Genomic DNA, 15,111 nt, shown 5'->3' on the forward strand with positions numbered 1-15,111 from the left:
ACGGAAGTTAAGCCCTCCAGAGCCGATGGTACTCCGCGGGAAACCGCGTGGGAGAGTAGGTCGCTGCCGGATTTTTTTCTTCGCGCCCCTGGCGCCCTTCACTGGGCTCCAGGGGCGCTTTTTTTTTGCCGCCACAGTGTCTCCACAGTGTCCGCGTTGCATCAGGCGCGATTCATTGTCTGGCGACTCGCTCCCGGGCCTGCTTGAGTGCTGGCTCCCTCGCATCCCAGGAGCCATCGCATGAAACGACTTCGTCTCTTCTGCCTCGGCGGTGTCCTCGCGGTCGGGCTGTTTCTGGCCCCCACTCCCTCCGAGGCTGCAAACATCCGCCTCGGGCTCGGAGCGGATTACTGGTTCGTCGAGAGCGCCACCTTCCAGTTCACCCTCGGCGTGGAGACTCACCTGGCGGGCCCGCTTCACCTCGGCGGGCGGTTCGGCGCGATGCTCGTGAGCTCGCCCGATACGCTCGGCGTTCCCATCGATCTGGTGCTGCACCTCAAGCTCACTCGCAACTTCTACATTGAGGGCCTGGCCGGGCCGTGGATCCTCTTCGAAGGGGATACCTTCCGAGCTCACGGCGCCTTCGGCTTCGGACTCCAGAGCGGCAAGCTGACCTTCGGTGTCGAGGTGGGATACATCTCACCCGAGCCGGCCATCGGGCTGCGGCTCGGATACAAGTTCTGACAGCTCGGTGGTGCAGGGCGGGGAGCTCGAGCCCCTCGCCCTAGTAGTGCGGTGGGCGCTCCTGCTGCCTGGCGTCCACCAGCCCCGGCTCTCCCTCCAGCTTGCGCTTGAGGGACTCCACCTCCGCCCGGAGGGTGTCCAGGGCCTGCTGCTGGGCATACAGCACGTCGCTGAGCTGCTGCAGAAGCTCCGACTGCTGCATGTAGCGCAGCTCCAGCTCGATGAGGCGCGACTCGTCCATGCCCTCAGGGATATCTCATTCCGCCTCGGCTCGTCCCGTGCCCGTGTGCCCGGCGCCTGGCTCGAGGCCCTCGCCATGAAGACCCTCGAACACATCCAGCGCTCTCGGGAGCTGCTCGCTCGCGGGCAGGAAGAGCTCGCCGAGGCTGCTCTCAGCGATGCCATCGATGCCGCTGTCGCTGACGAGAATCTCGTGCTCCTCACCCAGGCGAGGATGGCGCTCGGGGAGCTGATGTTCGAGCAGGGCCGCCACGAAGAGGCCGTCCCCTTCCTTCAGGCCGTCGTCCGGACCGAGATCGCCGATGGCTCCGTCGATGCCGAGGTCAAACGCTCCGCGCACCTGCTGCGGCGCATCCGGGGCATCGAGCCCTGAGCCGGCGAGCCTCGAGAGCGGTCAGCGGCTCTGCCGGCACGCCTCTCGGATGAGCTCCGCCTGGCCCTGGAAGCGCCGCTCCAGGTCCATCTTCGTCACGAGCGCCGCCTCGTGCCGGCCTGCCTTCATCTGCATCGCGCACAGCGTCGCCAGCGGCCGCGGGTCCGCCACGTTCAGCCGGTCCGCCTCGCGCAGCTCCTCCTCGGCCTTGTCCACCTCTCCCAGCCGGAACTGCGCCACTCCCAGGTGGTAGTGCGCCACGGCCGAGCGAGGGCCTTCCGCCACGGCTCGCGCGAAGAAGACCCGTGCCTCCTCGTTCCGGCCTTCCTTTCCGCGCAGCTCCCCCAGCTCCAGGAACAGCTTCTCCTTCGAGAGCCTCGGCTCCAGCTCCCAGAGGACCTTCTCCGCCGCTTCCGCCCTGCCCGCCGCGCTCAGCAGCTTCGAGTACCGCAGGTGCAGTGCCAGGTTCTCGGGCGCCTTCTTCCGCGCCCGGTCGAGCGCCTCCACCGCCCCCGCCAGGTCTCCGTCCTGCTCGCGCATGTCCGCCCAGAGTACGTCCGGCCTCGCGTCTCCTGGCGCCAGCCGCACCGCCGCCTCGAATGATTCCCGCACGCAGCGGTCCATCCGCTCCAGCCGGCAGATTCTTGCTCGCAAGAGGTGGGTCTCCACCAGGCCGGGCTCCCGCCGGTCCGCCTCGTCGAGCAGCTCTCGCGCGTCCGCCGGAGCTCCTTCCAACAGGAGCTCCGCGGCCTCTCTCAGCTCCGCTCCGGTCGCCTTCGGGTGGTTCTTCAAGGGCTTCAGCACCGGCACCCGGTTCCGGGCCTCCGGCGTCGCCCTCGCGATGGCCAGCTCCTGCTCAGGCAGGTTCCTCGGCAGGAAGAGTGGGATCAGGTGCACCAGGAAGGCCACGAAGCACACGCCCAGTACGCCTCGTATCGCCTGGCTCATCCTCCACCGCCTCGACGGTGGCTCGGTGCCCGTTCCTACCGTCTCCTCCAAGCGCTCCTCCACTGCTGGACCCGTCTCCGGTCCTCCTCTGGATCCCTAGCTTCCTCCGGGCCCGCTCGCCAGCACTCCCGCCACTTCCCGGCTTCCGGGCAACAGCGCTCGGCGGCTCGAAGGACTACGGCACGGCCCGGAGCCGAGGCCTCAGCGCGGAGGGCAAATCCACACCGCAGTTCCAGCACAGCTCGAAGTTCCCCGGGTTCTCCTCGCGACAGCGCGGGCAGCTCACCTCACGCCCCGCCGCCTCCCGGTTCTCCTCCAACTCGGCCAGCAGCTGTCGCGCCGCCTCCACGTCGCTCGGCCACAGCCACAGCTCGACCCATGTCTCCGTGCTCGGAATCTCTCCACTCAGCGGCGCCAGCGACTCTCCGCGCACCTCCACGGACAGCCCCGCCGCTTCCAGCAGTCCCGCCAGCAGCCGAGCCTCACCCACCGTGCGATGGACCGCGAACCGAACCCGCGTCATCTCCTCTCTGTGTCACGCTCAGGCTCGCCCAGCAACAGGGGCGAGCCTCCGCTCCCGAGCAGGCGGCCTGGCTTGCTGACAGGCTCATTCCTCCACGCGCAGCATGTGCGGCAACACCGCGTGAGCGTGCCGGGGGGCTCGAGTGTGCAGCTCCGCTGTCAGTAGCGCGTCCAGCTCCTCCAGCAGCTCATCGTACAGCTCGCCTGCTCCCCGGGCAGGAAGCCGCTTGGCCTTGAGCCGGACCCGGGGCGCCTCCTCGTCCTCGAAGGCCAGCGTGACGGCCAGCCCGTTCGGGCCCCCCGCCGCCGGTGGTACCACCACTGGCGCCGGCTGCCTCGCGGCCGCTTCCATCAGCGGCGCCAGCCGGTCCACCTCCTCGGGCGTCAGTTCCCGCTCACTGATTTCCTCTCCCTGCTCCAGCACGCGCAGGTGGCGCAGTCCCTCGACTCGCACCGCCTGCGCACCTGTGTTCGTCGGCCCGCTGCGCTCGTAGGTCACCGTTCGCACCTGCTCTACCTCCCTCCCAGTCAGCTATGCACTGGCGAGCAGGTTGGCACCGGGCAACACGACCGGCGCCACGCCTGAGCCGCTCTGCCTCACACAGCCAGTGCTGCCTGGCTGACACCTCTCCTGGCTCCCGAGCTTCAATGCCGCGGGGGACTCCGCTCGGGCTCGCGTCAGAAGAAGAAGGTGACGCTGGCCTGGGCGTTGAACGGGGCTCCCGGCGTGAAGTGCAGGTCCTCGCACCCCTCGAAGCTGTCTTCACCCGCCGGCCGCGTCCCCGCCGGGCAGCTCTCCGGCCCTGTCTCGTCCGGCAGCCGAGACACGTTCGCGAACTGTGCCTCCCGCCACTCGGTGTTCAGCACGTTCTGTAGCCCCAGCGTCGCCTCGAACCACGTGGCCCGGTAGCCCACCGTCGCGTCCACCCGCGTGAAGCCCTCCGCCGTCAGGAAGCGATCCTCCGTCGCTGGCCGGTCTGCCAGGTGCAGCACCCCCAGGCGGCCGTACAGCCCGCTCGGGTGCCGGGCCGACACGCCGCCCGCCAGAATCAGGGTCGGCGCCAGTGCCACCGCGTCCGCGTTGCCCGCGTTCTCCACGTACGTGGCTCGAGACACCGTGAGGTCCGCGTCCGCGAAGAGCCACGGCAGGATGCGCAGCCGTGCCTCCGCCTCCAGCCCCCGGCGCCGCGTCGGGCCTCGCGCCTCCGTCGTCCCCTCGTCCCCCACCCACACGAGCTCGCTGTCCAGGTCCAGGATGAAGTACGAGCCGGCCAAGTCCAGCGCGTCGAACAGCCGCGTCCTTGCGCCCACTTCGTAGCCTCGTGCCCGCGTCAGCGGCGTCACCGGAGCCGGCTCGCGCACCACTCCGCGCGCGTCGTTCGAGTGGAAGCCCGTGCCCGCGTTCAGGTACAGCTCCGTCTCCGGGATGGCTCCGAAGACCAGGCTCGCCTTGGGCGACACTCGCGACGCCTGACGGACTCCCGAGGACTTCGTGCCCTGCGTCGTCGAGTCCTCCAGCCGGTCGTCCACGTCGAAGCCGAAGAGGTCTCCCCTCAGCCCCAGCACCGCCCGCAGCCACGGCGTGAAGGTGATGTCCTCCTGCGCGTACAGGCCCAGGCTCCCCTCTCGCACGCTCGCGTCCACCACCGTGGACAGGCGCTCTCGCGCTCGGTCGTTGTAGAGGCTGTTGGCGATGCTGTCCGTGCGCAGCTGCGTGCCCATCGTCGTCTCGAAGGAGATGCCGCGCCACTCCCGCCGGAAGCGGTAGCTGGCCTGCAACCCCGCCAGCGTCCGCGCGTCGTGCTGCTCGATCATGTCTCCGTTCTCCGGATCCCCGCTGAAGAACGTGAAGTTCGAGAAGAGGTTCAGCCGGTACTGCACCGCGTACGCCAGCACGCTCACCTCTCCCTCGTCGTCCGTCCTCGCCCGGAAGGTGCCGTAGATGCTGTGGCGCTGGGAGTTCCCTCCCTCCGTCGGATCGATCGTTCCGAAGCGGTCCAGCCGGCCCGCCTCCACCTCGCGCAGGGGAATCTGGCCGCTCGCGTTCCAGCCACTGCCGTACGACGTCAGTGTCACCGACACCGTGGAGCGCTCGGACAGCGCTCGCGTCACCTGCGTGAAGAGGCTGAAGCGCTGGAGCCGCTCCGGGTTCTCGAATGGACCGTTCGTGCCGTACACCTGCCCCGCGATGATGGGGGACCAGCCCTCCACCTCCGGCGCGGCGACGAACAGCCCTCGCCACGTGTCGAACGAGCCTCCACCCAGCTCCACCTGGCTCTTCTCGAAGTTCTTCCTCGTCACCAGGTTGATGGCTCCCGCCGTGGCGAAGTCTCCGAACTGCGCGAAGTAGGGACCCTTGGCCACTTCCACCCGCTCGATGAGCTCGGGGATGAGCCAGTTCAGGTCCGCGTACCCCTGGCCGTGCCCGTGGCTCACCATGTTCACCGGCACTCCGTCCACGAAGAGCGCCACGTCCGTGCCGTGGTCCGCGTCGAACCCTCGCAGGAAGTACTGGTTGGCCTTGCCTCCTCCCGCATGCTGGTTCGTGTACAGGCCCGGCACCACCTGCAGGATGTCCACCGGACGCGGGTGCGGACGCAGCAGGAAGTCCCGGTCTCTCACCGTCGACGAGGAGGCCGCTGTGAAGGACCTCCGAGCCGTGACCGTCGTCTCCCGTGACCGAGGATTCTCGGGCGTCGTGGGAGGCGGCGCTTCGACCTGCGCCGGTGGCGCCGCGGGCTCGGTGGGGGACGGGGACTCCGGGACGGGGGCGGATGGCTCCGGTTGTGGCGCTGGAGCTGGAGCCGCGTCGCCAGGCGTCGGCGGGGGCTCGACGACAGCTGGCGTTTCGGGCGCAGGGGCCGGCGGGGACGGGGACTGGGCGAAGACGGGAGAGACTGCACACACCAATGCTGCGAGCACGGCCCGGTGGGCCGCGCGAAGGCGCGACATGAGAAACCTCGAGGAAGAAGAACGCGTAGGAGAGACGGACCACTGCGTGATGCAGGGGCCCCCTACGGGCCTTGAGGCATCGCCGTCGGCCGCAGCGGCGCGACGGACACCCACTCCGGGCTTCGCGTCACCTCCGCTCGCAGCGGCAGCCACCACACCTGCGGCGCCAGCACCACCGCGCGCGCTACCGCTACCGCCGTGAGGTGCTCCACCGAGCCCAGCTGGTGCCGATGCGCGTGGCCCTTCCCGGGCTCATGCCCCGCCGCGTCCCCGTGCGCATCGCCGTGCTCGTGGCCGTGCTCATGGCCAGCGGCCTCGCGCTCGTGCCGGGGCGCCGACGTCCTTTGGTGGTCCAACCACCCCTGGGACGTAGCCGGGAGCTTCCACCCTCCCGCGTGCCCCTCCACCGCGTGGAGCACCGGAGCCACCACGAGCCCGTACACCAGGACCATCAGGCCCAGGCGTGCCAGATCGCGTTGATCTCGGATGTCCCTCACCACAGTGGATGGCTCCGCGGGTTCTTCTCGGAAGAGCGGCCCGCCTGCCTAGCCACCTTTCGCTCGCCTTGCAAGGCACTCAGGCGCGCCGCCCTCTCTCTACGGTGCCGACTGATGGACGGATTCATGGCCTCGCGAAGCCAGGCTCCGTCCCCCGCCTGACGCGCTGCGTGCACATTCCCTGCCGTCTCGCGGGTCCCGCCATTACACTCGGCCCGTGCGTCAAGAATCCGCTGCCCTCATCCGCACCTCTTCCGAGCAGGAGACTCCGCCTCCGCCGCCCTCCCGCGCCGAGCGGCTGCGTGCCCTCGCCTCCGAGGCGTTCGATCTGCTCATCATCGGTGGTGGCGTCACCGGGGCCGGCGCCGCGCGCGATGCCGCCCTGCGCGGACTGCGCGTGGCCCTCGTGGAGCGCGAGGACTTCGCCAGTGGAACCTCCAGCCGCTCCTCCCGCCTCATCCACGGCGGCGTGCGCTACCTCGAGCATGGCCACCTCGGCCTCGTCTTCGAGTCCAGCATCGAGCGCGCCCGCCTGCTGCGTCTGGCTCCCCACCTCGTCCGGCCGCTCGCCTTCACCTGGCCCGTCTATCGCGGCGCGCGCATCCCCCGCTGGAAGCTCAACGCCGGCCTCATGCTCTATGACGCCCTGGCCCTCTTCCGGAACGTCAAGGGCCACCGCGGCCTCAACGCCCGCCAGGTGCTCCAGGCCGAGCCCGGCCTGCTCCCACAAGGGCTCAAGGGCGGCGCCTGCTACTACGACGCCGCCACCGACGACGCGCGCCTCACCTTCGCCAACGCGCTCGGCGCCTCCGAGGCCGGCGCCACCGTCCTCAACCACGCCTCCGTGCGTCGGCTCCTCATCGAGGAGGGCAAGGCTCGCGGCGCCATCGTCGTGGACCACCTCACCGGCCAGGAGCACACCGTCCGCGCTCGGGCGATCGTCAACGCCACCGGCCCGTGGAGCGATGAGATTCGCAGGCTCGATGGCGCCGCCGAGGCTCCCGCCGTGCGCGGCAGCAAGGGCGTCCACATCGCCGTGCCTCGCGAGCGCCTGGGCAACCGCGACGCCCTCACGCTCCTGTCTCCCGTGGACGGGCGCGTCATGTTCGTCCTCCCCGCCGACAAGCACGCCATCATCGGCACCACCGAGACGGCCACCCGCGCCCACCCCGCCGAGGTGCGCGCCAGCGAGAAGGATGTGGAGTACCTCCTGGCCTCCGCCAACGCCTTCTTCCCCGAGGCGAAGCTGGTGCGCGCCGACGTCGTCAGCGCCTGGGCCGGCATCCGCCCCCTGGTGGCGCGCGGCTACGGCGGCGCCGGAGATGCCGGCAGCGCCAGTCGCGAGCACGCCATCGACGTCAGCCCCACCGGCGTCATCACCATCAGCGGCGGCAAGCTCACCACCTACCGCGTCATGGCCCGGGACGTGGTGAATGCCGTGGAGCGCCAGCTCGGCGTGCCCCACCGCAAGCCCGTCACCGAGACCCTGCCCCTGCCCGGCGGAGAGCTGCGCTCCGTGGACTCGGGCCTGGAGGCCGCCCTGCCCGAGGTGGGCCAGCCGGAGGTGGCGCTCCACCTGGTGCGCGCCTTCGGCAGCCGCTGGCGCCAGGTGTGGGGCCTCACCCGGGAGGAGGCCGCGCTCGCCCGGCCGCTCGTCCCCGGGCTGCCCTACCTGCGCGCCGAGGCCGCCTACGGCGTCACCCACGAGTTCGTCCACTCGCTGGCGGATCTGCTCATCCGCCGCCTCAAGGTCGCCTTCGAGACACGGGACCAGGGCGCCGAGGCCGCTCGCGCCGCCGCCGAAGTCATGGCCCCCCGCCTGGGCTGGGATGCCGCCGAGACGGAGCGCCAGCTCGAGGCCTATACCCGGGACGCCGCCCGCATCTTCAACGTCGACCCGGCCGATGGTTGACACCTCCCCGGCCTCCACCGTTCGTCGCCTTACGCCCCTGCTGTGAAGTGGTGTGCGCGCCTGTGGGTGGCAGCTCCCTTCGCGGGCGGCCATCCGGGCACCGTGATTAACATCGCAGGGGAACGCGGTTGCCCGTCCGCCCGTTCACTCCGGCTGGCACGGGGCCGGCAGTCGTAGCAGCCCTCGAGGGCGAAAGAGAGCGACTATGAAGCGTTGGGTCTGGCTGGGATTGGTGGGTTGTCTGGCGGCCTGCAAGGAGGAGCCTCTGCCAGCTCCCGTGGAGGAGCAGGACTGCACGACCCAGGGCTCCGAGGGCCAGGCACTGCCTTCGCCGGTACCGACCTTCGCGAGCCAGTCGCTCGAGTCCGCCGAGGCTTCCGCGGATGGCCGACAGCCCGTCATCATCCGCTACCGCCGCACCGTGTCCGCCGCCTCGGCCGCGCAGGCCGCGTCGGACGTCGTGACGCGCGCTGGCGGTGTGGTGACGGCGCGCCTGGGCAACATCGGCGCCGTGGCCGCCCGGGTGACGCCCGAGCAGCGGGCGGAGCTGCTGCGCAACCCGGAGGTGCTCACCGTCGAGCCGGATCGCCCCGTGTACGCCCTGGCCCGGCCGCCGCTGGTGACGACCGGCGCCGTGGGCGAGTACACCGAGGGGCTTCTGATGGTGCAGGCCCCGAAGGTGTGGGACGCCAACAATGACGGTGTGCTCGATGCCAACGCGCCCAACGGGACGGGCATCCGCGTGTGCGTCGTCGACAGCGGCTGGGACAACCGTCACCCGGAGCTGAAGGCCGCGTACGTGGGCGGCAAGGACTTCGTCGACGGGGATGAGGATCCGCTCGACAAGGAGAAGGACACCAACCTGGGCCCTGGGAAGTGGGGCGGCGGCCATGGCACGCACACGGCGGCCACCATCGTCGCGCAGCTGGGTTCGGCCGGCTCGGTGAACCCCGGTGACGAGCCCAACGGCGTGGTGGGCGTGGCGCCCGGCGTGGAGCTGCTCGTGGCCCGCGTGCTCAACACCAAGGGCACCGGCAGCACCACGAGCATCATCGCCGCGCTGCAGTGGTGCCAGCTGCAGGGCGCGAGGATCGTCTCGCTGTCGCTGGGCGCTCCGGAGCGGAGCGAGGCCGAGAACGATGCCTTCCAGGTCGCCATCAAGGCAGGGCTGCTCCCCATCGCCGCCAGCGGCAACAGCGGCACGGGGGACCTGGCCGCCGACGAGGCGCTCGGCATCGCCTACCCCGCTGGCTATGACGGCGTGGTCGCCGTGGGTGCGGTGAACTTCAGCGGCGAGCATGCCCCCTTCTCGCAGATCGGCCAGAACCTGTCCCTGGTGGCTCCGGGCAGGGACGTGCTCTCCGCGGTGATCGTCGGCGCCGAGTCCTACTCCGTGGTGGATGTGGACGGCGTGTCCTTCGAGTCCAGCTCGGTCGAGCTCGCCCCGCTGGGTGAGTACACCGGCAAGATGCTCACCTGCGGGGTGGGAGATTCGATCAAGTCCTGCGGGGAGGAGGCCACCTGCAGCGGCTTCGTCGCGTACGTGGACCGCGGCGGCCAGGACGCGCAGGGCGCCGGCCTCACCTTCGCCAAGAAGGTGGACTTCATGCGCCGGGCTGGCGCGCGCGCCGTCATCATCGGCAACAACGATCCGAAGGACGGCGTCGGCAGGTTCACGCTGGGCAACGAGGGCACGTGGGTGCCCACGGCCTCCGTCTCCAACCTGGACTCCGTCGCCGTGAAGGCGCTGAGGGGCAAGGACGCCAAGGTGAAGCTCATCGGCGTGGACTACGCGAAGCAGGACGGCACCTCCATGGCCACGCCCCACGTCAGCGGTGTGGCCGCGCTGGTGTGGAGCGCGCGCCCCTCGCTCACGGCGACCCAGGTGCGCGAGCTGATCGAGGACTCCGCCAAGGACCTGGGGCCCACCGGGCGTGACAAGGTGTTCGGCCACGGCCTGGTGCAGGCCGAGGACGCGATGCGCCTGCTGCAGAGCCGCTTCCCGGCGCCCTGAGGTAGGCCGCAGGCCCGCGGGGGCTCAGTAGGAGTCCACCGCGGGCGTGGCGATGAGGCACGCGCTGAAGCGATCCTCCAGCGCCGCCACCGCCTCGCCGCTCGGATCCACGCAGGCCTGCAGCAGCCCGGAGGCGAGCACTTCCTGGCTCCACGGCTCCTCCAGGGAGTGCGCCGGACGCACCTGCGCCAGCCCGAAGGTGATGAAGGCCACGGCCGCCGCGGCGCCCATCGCCATCATCCCCCGGTGGGACCAGTGCGGACGGCGCGGCTCGGACCGCACGGCGCGACGCGGCTCGGCCATGGGCCTGGGCGCGGGGGCGCCATTCTTCGCGGCCAGCCGGGCCTCGAGGGCGGCGAAGTTCAGGGCGGGACGCGCGGGCATGCGGCGCGCCCGCTGGGCCATCCACCCTCGCTCCAGCTTCAGCCACGCCAGCGCATGAGCGCACGCGGCGCAGCCCTCGGCGTGAGCGCGCACGCGCTCGGCGTCCGTCGGGGACAGCTCTCCGGCCAGAAGCAGATCCAGCTCTTGCTCGCGGCAGGCGAAGCTCATGGGTGACCTCCAATATGCGCGGCCAGCCGCTCGCGGAGCTGCAGCCGCGCGCGGTGGATCTCGTTCTTCACCTTGGGCAGGGACCAGCCCATCACCTGGGCAATCTCCTCGTACGGCAGGCCATGGTCGATGCGCAGCAGCAGCGCCGAGCGCCGCTCCTCGCGCAGGTGCCCGAGCGCCTCCGCCAGCAGCGCCTCGGTCTCCTGATCCAGCAGCAGGTCCTCCGGAGAGGGCGTGGGCAGCACCGCCTCCACCAGCCCCTCGCTGTCCTCGCCATCCACGTCCAGGTGGACGCCTCGCGCGCGGCGGGACTCCAGGAACACCAGCCGGGCGATGCCCAGCAGCCACGAGGCCAGCCGGTCCTCGTCCTTCAATGTGCCGAGCCGCCCGTGGGCGCGGACGAACGTCTCCTGCGTGGCCTCGTCCGCGGCGGGCTCGTCCCGGAAGCAGTCCTTGAGGAAGCGCCAGACGGCTGGGGAGTGCCGCTCGAAGAGGATCCGGAACGCGGTCGGATCTCCCGCGCGGGCCCGGCGCAGCAGGGTGCGCTCCCCTTCTCTGGCCTCGGGGGCCTCGTCCTGGGCGGCGAACATTCGCAAGGCAAGCAAGGGAGCCACGGACCCCATGTGACACGAGCCGGCCGGTGGTTTCAGCGCTCCCGCCTTTTCTTCGCGTTCCCCCGGCCCCGCCAGCGTGCCTCAAGTGCGTCGAGAGGGAAACCCACTTGCTCCCACCTCCGGGGGGCAGGGGGGCAGGAGGGGGCCGGGCGTCGCGGCCGGGCGTCCTGCACCGACCCGATCCCACCTTGTGCCGTGGAGGGGGAGCAAAGGAGCGACACATGCGAAGAGGAGTCTGGGTGGTGCTCGGCCTCGTGGGGTTGGCTCCTGTCGGGGCCCTGGCCGAGGAGGCGCGACGGCAGCCAGCCGAGCAGGCACAGGGGGGCCCGCAGGCTCAGGGGCAGGAGGCCTCTCCGGAGGTCCTCCAGCAGCAGATCTCCGAGCTGTGGCAGGACGTCCGGGTGCTGCACCAGGAGGTGGCCTCGCTGCGTGAGCAGTCCGGAGGGACGGCGGCGGCCCCCGCGGTGGGAGGCGCTGGCCAGCAGGGGACTGCGCCCGCGAATGCCAGCGGCGGCCCCGCGACGGACGACATCGCCGTCTACGGCCCGATGGGCAGTGACGCGGGAGGCGCGGGCTCGGCGGGGGGCGGAGCCACGACGGTGACGGCGGAGCAGGCGGGCACGGCGCTGGCGGAGGACGCCGACACCTCGGGGATCATCGTGGAGATTCCCAGGGGCGGAGTCCGGTTCCCGGGCATCGAGGGCGCCCGGCGGAGCCAGGTGAACGAGCCCGGCACGGCGACCGGAGGCAGCGGGAGGACCGAGAGCGCTTCACCCTGGAGCAACGTGCCCAACGAGGAGGTCTTCGTGGGGACGCTGCGGTCCGCGACGCGAGAGCGGCTGCTCATGGTGGGGCCGGAGGGCCGTGTCTATGAGTTCGGCATGGGTGAGCGCACGCGGGTGCTCGACCTGAACGGAGCCGCCATGTCGCTGCAGGCCCTGCGGGAGGGGACTCCCGTGCGGACGGTGACGCGACCCGGGGCGCTCGAGAACCAGGTCATCACCCTCCAGGCGCTGGGACAGGCTCCGGCGCCCTCGCGCTGATCCACGAGCGGCGGGCGCGGTGCAGGGGGAGCGGGTGAGCGAGCGGTGCTCGCAGCCCGTGCCTTCTCTCGAGCACCGTTGCCCGGAAACGTCCAGCGGCCAACCTTGTGCGGGGACGGGGAGGCACGGCAATGCGGAAGGTCATGCTGACGGTGGTGGGGCTGGTGGGTGCGTCGCTGCTGCTCTGTGGCTCGGTGGAGCTGCTGGCGCAGACCGACACGACGACCGAGGTGGGCACCACGGTGGGGCGGGATGCGACGGACACCCGGCTCCAAGGGCCTTCCGGAGGCACCCGCGCGGGCACCACGGGCACCTCGGACACCTCGGACCCAGGAACGGTGGGCACCGGCGGCGCCGGCACGGCGAGCGGCACGGGCACGGCTGCCACCGGCACGGCGCAGACGACCGGGGGCGCGGGCCCTGGCGTGGCGGAGCTGCCGTTGTCCGTCATGCAGCTCCAGCAGGAGGTGGCTCAGGTCCGGCAGGATGTGGCCCAGCTTCGCGAGCAGCTGGAGAGCATGAACCAGAACATGGGCGTGGGAGGCTCCGGGCAGGCTGGCACCTCGGACACCCAGGCCCCCGCGGCCAGTGGGACGACGCCTCAGGACATGGTGAGGACGCCGCCAGACGAGCCGCTCCGGGCGGGGACGGCGCAGGAGACGGGAGCCCGCAGCACTCCGGACACCGGCGAGGCCGTGGTGAATGCCATCTACACGGGCACCGTGCGCTCGGTGGCCAACGGGCGGCTCGTGCTGCTGGACGATGCGGGCCAGTCCTTCACCGTGGAGTTGGGGCAGCGGACGCGCATCCTTCGCAATGGCCAGCGCATCTCCGCGCAGGACCTGAAGCAGGGCACCCGCGTGCGTGCCACGGTGGACATGCTCGCCGGGCACAACCAGGCGATGGAAGTCACCACCCTGCCCGCGCGGTGAGGACGGGCCCGCCGTCCGTCACCCCGAGTCGGTGTGCGCTGGGTCCGGGCGCTCGACTCCCGAAGAGGCTTCGCCACCTGAAACGGGTAGAGGACCCGAGTCCGCCCCCGCCGCTGGTCCGCCCCTGCCGGGAGCAATGGGTCTGAACTGGTCTGCTTGTCATACCAGTTCGGTACCGGTTCGCTCACAGGGCGCCTCCCTGGCCAGGCAGTTCCCTGGGCATGGGAGCCGCTCTCGAGGGTGCGAGAGCTTCTTCGGACCTGTTGGACTGCACGCGGTAGCGTCCGCGCGGCCTCACGCCGGCACGCGGGCTCGCAGCACCGCGCGCGAGTAGTCCACCACCGCCGCGGTGGCGAGCACCGCCACGACGGCCACCAGGGGCCGCACCAGCGCGGGCGCCAGCAGCGCCGCCAGCAGCGTCACCGTCTGCACTCCCGTGGTGGCCTTGCCGAGCAGCCGCGCCTTGAGCTCCACCGGGCGCAGCGTGGCCACGAAGCGCGCGACGAGGAAGCCCACCGCCGTCATCACGTCACGCACCAGCAGCAGGCACACCTGCACGGGCGTGAGCAGCCCGTCGAGCAGCAGCGCGAGGATGGCCGTCACGGCGAAGCCCCGGTCGCCCACCGGATCGATGAGCGCGCCCAGGCGCGAGGTGAGGTGGGCGTGGCGGGCGATCCAGCCGTCGAGCACGTCCGTCAGGCCCGCCAGCACGATGAGCCCCGCGCGCAGCAGCGTGTCCGTGGTCATCAGGAAGAACGCCGCCAGCACCAGCCGCGACAGCGAGAGCGAGTGCAGGAGCGCCAGCTGTACCCGCCTGGGAATCAGGGGCGGGCGGAGCCGCGTCTCCGCGGGCCGGAGCAGAGGCCCGCCGGGCAGGTTGGATGGGCTGAGGAGGGGCGGCCGGCGCATGGTGGGTCTCGGGCTCTGCCTTCAAGATAAGGAGGAGATTCCTCCTGGCAGGATGTGACGGGCCTCCTCTCCCGCCGGACAGGAGAGGAGGCTGGCGCCCGTCTGCTCACCGAGGTGCCGGGCTCACTGCGCGGGAGTCAGGGTCTTCTCGTAGTTCTCCAGGGTCTGCCTCACCTTGGGCGCCAGCCTGTGGTCCGGCGCCAGCTCCAGGAAGGTGCGGTACTCCTTCGCGGCTTCGGAGAAGTTGCTCGTGCCGGCCAGCGCCGCCCCGAGGATCATGTGGCAGTCCGGGTTCTTGGGGTCCGTGTCCAGACAGCGCCGGGCCAGGGTCTGGGCCTCCGAGTACTGCTTGGCGCGGACCAGGCCGGCCGCATCCTCATAGAGGGCCTTGGACTGCTTGTCGGTCTGGGCCGTGGCCGCCTTCTCCTTCTTCTTGGTGGCCGCGGGCTTCTTCTTCGAGGGCTGCGCGGCGAGGGCGGGTGTGCCGAGCAGCAACAGCCCGGTCATGAGCGCGCCCAGCCAGAGGCTGCGTCGGGAAGAAGGACGAGGGTAGGACGTGCGCACTGCTGGCGAGAGGGAGGGGGGCATGCCGCCATCCTACCGTGCCATGGACTCAAAGGGACTCGGCCCCGAGAGCCCGGACCACGATGGCTTCCTGCCGGAAGCGCCGCTCCAGCTCGGAGCGATAGCCCTTCCACCACGCGCGATCGAGCGTGTCCGTCATCACCTCGAAGAGCACCACCTCGTCGTGCGTCGTCTCCCCCTCCTCCTTCCAGACGCCCGCGGCGGGTGACTGCAGGAAGGCCGTCACTCCGCCGAAGCGCTCGGTGAGCTCCGAGCGGACCCGCTCGAAGTCCGCCCGAGGGAAGGCCCGGCGCTCGTTGTCTCGCAGTGGCAGCAGGAACTGGACGAGGTACAT

At 71.0% G+C, this 15,111-nt stretch carries 17 protein-coding genes and 1 rRNA gene; 7 read left to right on the forward strand and 11 right to left on the reverse strand.

The annotated features are described in order from the left end of the window. Together rrf and KY572_RS32670 are read left to right on the forward strand one after the other, a co-directional pair. A 5S ribosomal RNA gene (gene rrf / locus KY572_RS32665) occupies window positions 1–72 on the forward strand; the annotation flags it as partial. A 168-nt stretch (window positions 73–240) separates the two neighbouring features. After that, a complete protein-coding gene (locus KY572_RS32670; RefSeq protein WP_224247572.1) occupies window positions 241–684 on the forward strand; it encodes a hypothetical protein in 444 nt (147 codons plus the stop codon). Window positions 685–724: 40 nt separating this feature from the next. Here the strand turns inward: KY572_RS32670 and KY572_RS32675 are convergent, their stop codons facing one another. After that, complete coding sequence (locus KY572_RS32675) at window positions 725–925, reverse strand: SlyX family protein (RefSeq protein ID WP_224247573.1); 201 nt, start codon at window positions 923–925, stop codon at window positions 725–727. Between the two features lie 75 nt (window positions 926–1,000). Between KY572_RS32675 and KY572_RS32680 the strand changes: the two genes are divergently transcribed. Beyond that, window positions 1,001–1,297: a hypothetical protein gene (locus KY572_RS32680; protein ID WP_224247574.1), complete on the forward strand. Its 297-nt coding sequence runs from the start codon at window positions 1,001–1,003 to the stop codon at window positions 1,295–1,297. A 21-nt stretch (window positions 1,298–1,318) separates the two neighbouring features. Here KY572_RS32680 and KY572_RS32685 read toward each other — a convergent pair whose 3' ends face one another. The 5 genes from KY572_RS32685 to KY572_RS32705 form a co-directional block, all read right to left on the reverse strand. After that, window positions 1,319–2,245 carry a tetratricopeptide repeat protein gene (locus tag KY572_RS32685; protein ID WP_224247575.1) on the reverse strand — a complete coding sequence of 309 codons (927 nt, stop codon included), beginning with the start codon at window positions 2,243–2,245 and terminating at the stop codon, window positions 1,319–1,321. A gap of 175 nt (window positions 2,246–2,420) precedes the next feature. Continuing rightward, a complete protein-coding gene (locus tag KY572_RS32690) occupies window positions 2,421–2,768 on the reverse strand; it encodes a DUF2007 domain-containing protein (protein ID WP_224247576.1) in 348 nt (115 codons plus the stop codon). Between the two features lie 84 nt (window positions 2,769–2,852). Further along, window positions 2,853–3,275 (reverse strand): hypothetical protein, encoded by a 423-nt coding sequence (locus tag KY572_RS32695; RefSeq protein ID WP_224247577.1) that lies wholly within the window; start codon window positions 3,273–3,275, stop codon window positions 2,853–2,855. A gap of 170 nt (window positions 3,276–3,445) precedes the next feature. Continuing rightward, window positions 3,446–5,719: a TonB-dependent receptor gene (locus KY572_RS32700; protein ID WP_224247578.1), complete on the reverse strand. Its 2,274-nt coding sequence runs from the start codon at window positions 5,717–5,719 to the stop codon at window positions 3,446–3,448. Window positions 5,720–5,781: 62 nt separating this feature from the next. After that, on the reverse strand, window positions 5,782–6,216 hold the full coding sequence (locus KY572_RS32705; protein WP_224247579.1) for a hypothetical protein: 435 nt from the start codon (window positions 6,214–6,216) through the stop codon (window positions 5,782–5,784). Between the two features lie 217 nt (window positions 6,217–6,433). Between KY572_RS32705 and glpD the strand changes: the two genes are divergently transcribed. Together glpD and KY572_RS32715 are read left to right on the forward strand one after the other, a co-directional pair. After that, on the forward strand, window positions 6,434–8,128 hold the full coding sequence (gene glpD / locus KY572_RS32710) for a glycerol-3-phosphate dehydrogenase (protein ID WP_224247580.1): 1,695 nt from the start codon (window positions 6,434–6,436) through the stop codon (window positions 8,126–8,128). 205 nt (window positions 8,129–8,333) lie between these two features. Then, entirely contained in the window at window positions 8,334–10,142 is a 1,809-nt protein-coding gene (locus tag KY572_RS32715; RefSeq protein WP_224247581.1) for a S8 family serine peptidase, read from the forward strand. Between the two features lie 24 nt (window positions 10,143–10,166). On the opposite strand, the gene KY572_RS32720 is transcribed toward KY572_RS32715, so the two are convergent. Both KY572_RS32720 and KY572_RS32725 read right to left on the reverse strand, forming a co-directional pair. Beyond that, window positions 10,167–10,694: an anti-sigma factor family protein gene (locus KY572_RS32720; RefSeq protein ID WP_224247582.1), complete on the reverse strand. Its 528-nt coding sequence runs from the start codon at window positions 10,692–10,694 to the stop codon at window positions 10,167–10,169. Beyond that, window positions 10,691–11,308, reverse strand: coding sequence for an RNA polymerase sigma factor (locus KY572_RS32725; protein ID WP_224247583.1), 618 nt, complete (start codon window positions 11,306–11,308; stop codon window positions 10,691–10,693). Before KY572_RS32725 ends, KY572_RS32720 begins: the two co-directional genes overlap by 4 nt. Window positions 11,309–11,529: 221 nt before the next feature. Between KY572_RS32725 and KY572_RS32730 the strand changes: the two genes are divergently transcribed. Next, entirely contained in the window at window positions 11,530–12,351 is an 822-nt protein-coding gene (locus tag KY572_RS32730) for a hypothetical protein (protein ID WP_224247584.1), read from the forward strand. Between the two features lie 131 nt (window positions 12,352–12,482). After that, entirely contained in the window at window positions 12,483–13,283 is an 801-nt protein-coding gene (locus tag KY572_RS32735; RefSeq protein WP_224247585.1) for a hypothetical protein, read from the forward strand. Window positions 13,284–13,577: 294 nt separating this feature from the next. On the opposite strand, the gene KY572_RS32740 is transcribed toward KY572_RS32735, so the two are convergent. From KY572_RS32740 to KY572_RS32750, 3 genes are all read right to left on the reverse strand, one after another. Then, window positions 13,578–14,192: a CDP-alcohol phosphatidyltransferase family protein gene (locus tag KY572_RS32740; protein WP_224247586.1), complete on the reverse strand. Its 615-nt coding sequence runs from the start codon at window positions 14,190–14,192 to the stop codon at window positions 13,578–13,580. A gap of 123 nt (window positions 14,193–14,315) precedes the next feature. Continuing rightward, window positions 14,316–14,780 carry a tetratricopeptide repeat protein gene (locus KY572_RS32745; RefSeq protein WP_224247587.1) on the reverse strand — a complete coding sequence of 155 codons (465 nt, stop codon included), beginning with the start codon at window positions 14,778–14,780 and terminating at the stop codon, window positions 14,316–14,318. 25 nt (window positions 14,781–14,805) lie between these two features. Then, window positions 14,806–15,111, reverse strand: a complete 306-nt coding sequence (locus KY572_RS32750; protein WP_224247588.1) for a hypothetical protein — start codon at window positions 15,109–15,111, stop codon at window positions 14,806–14,808.

It is taken from the genome of Hyalangium gracile (assembly GCF_020103725.1).
GTDB lineage: Bacteria > Myxococcota > Myxococcia > Myxococcales > Myxococcaceae > Hyalangium > Hyalangium gracile.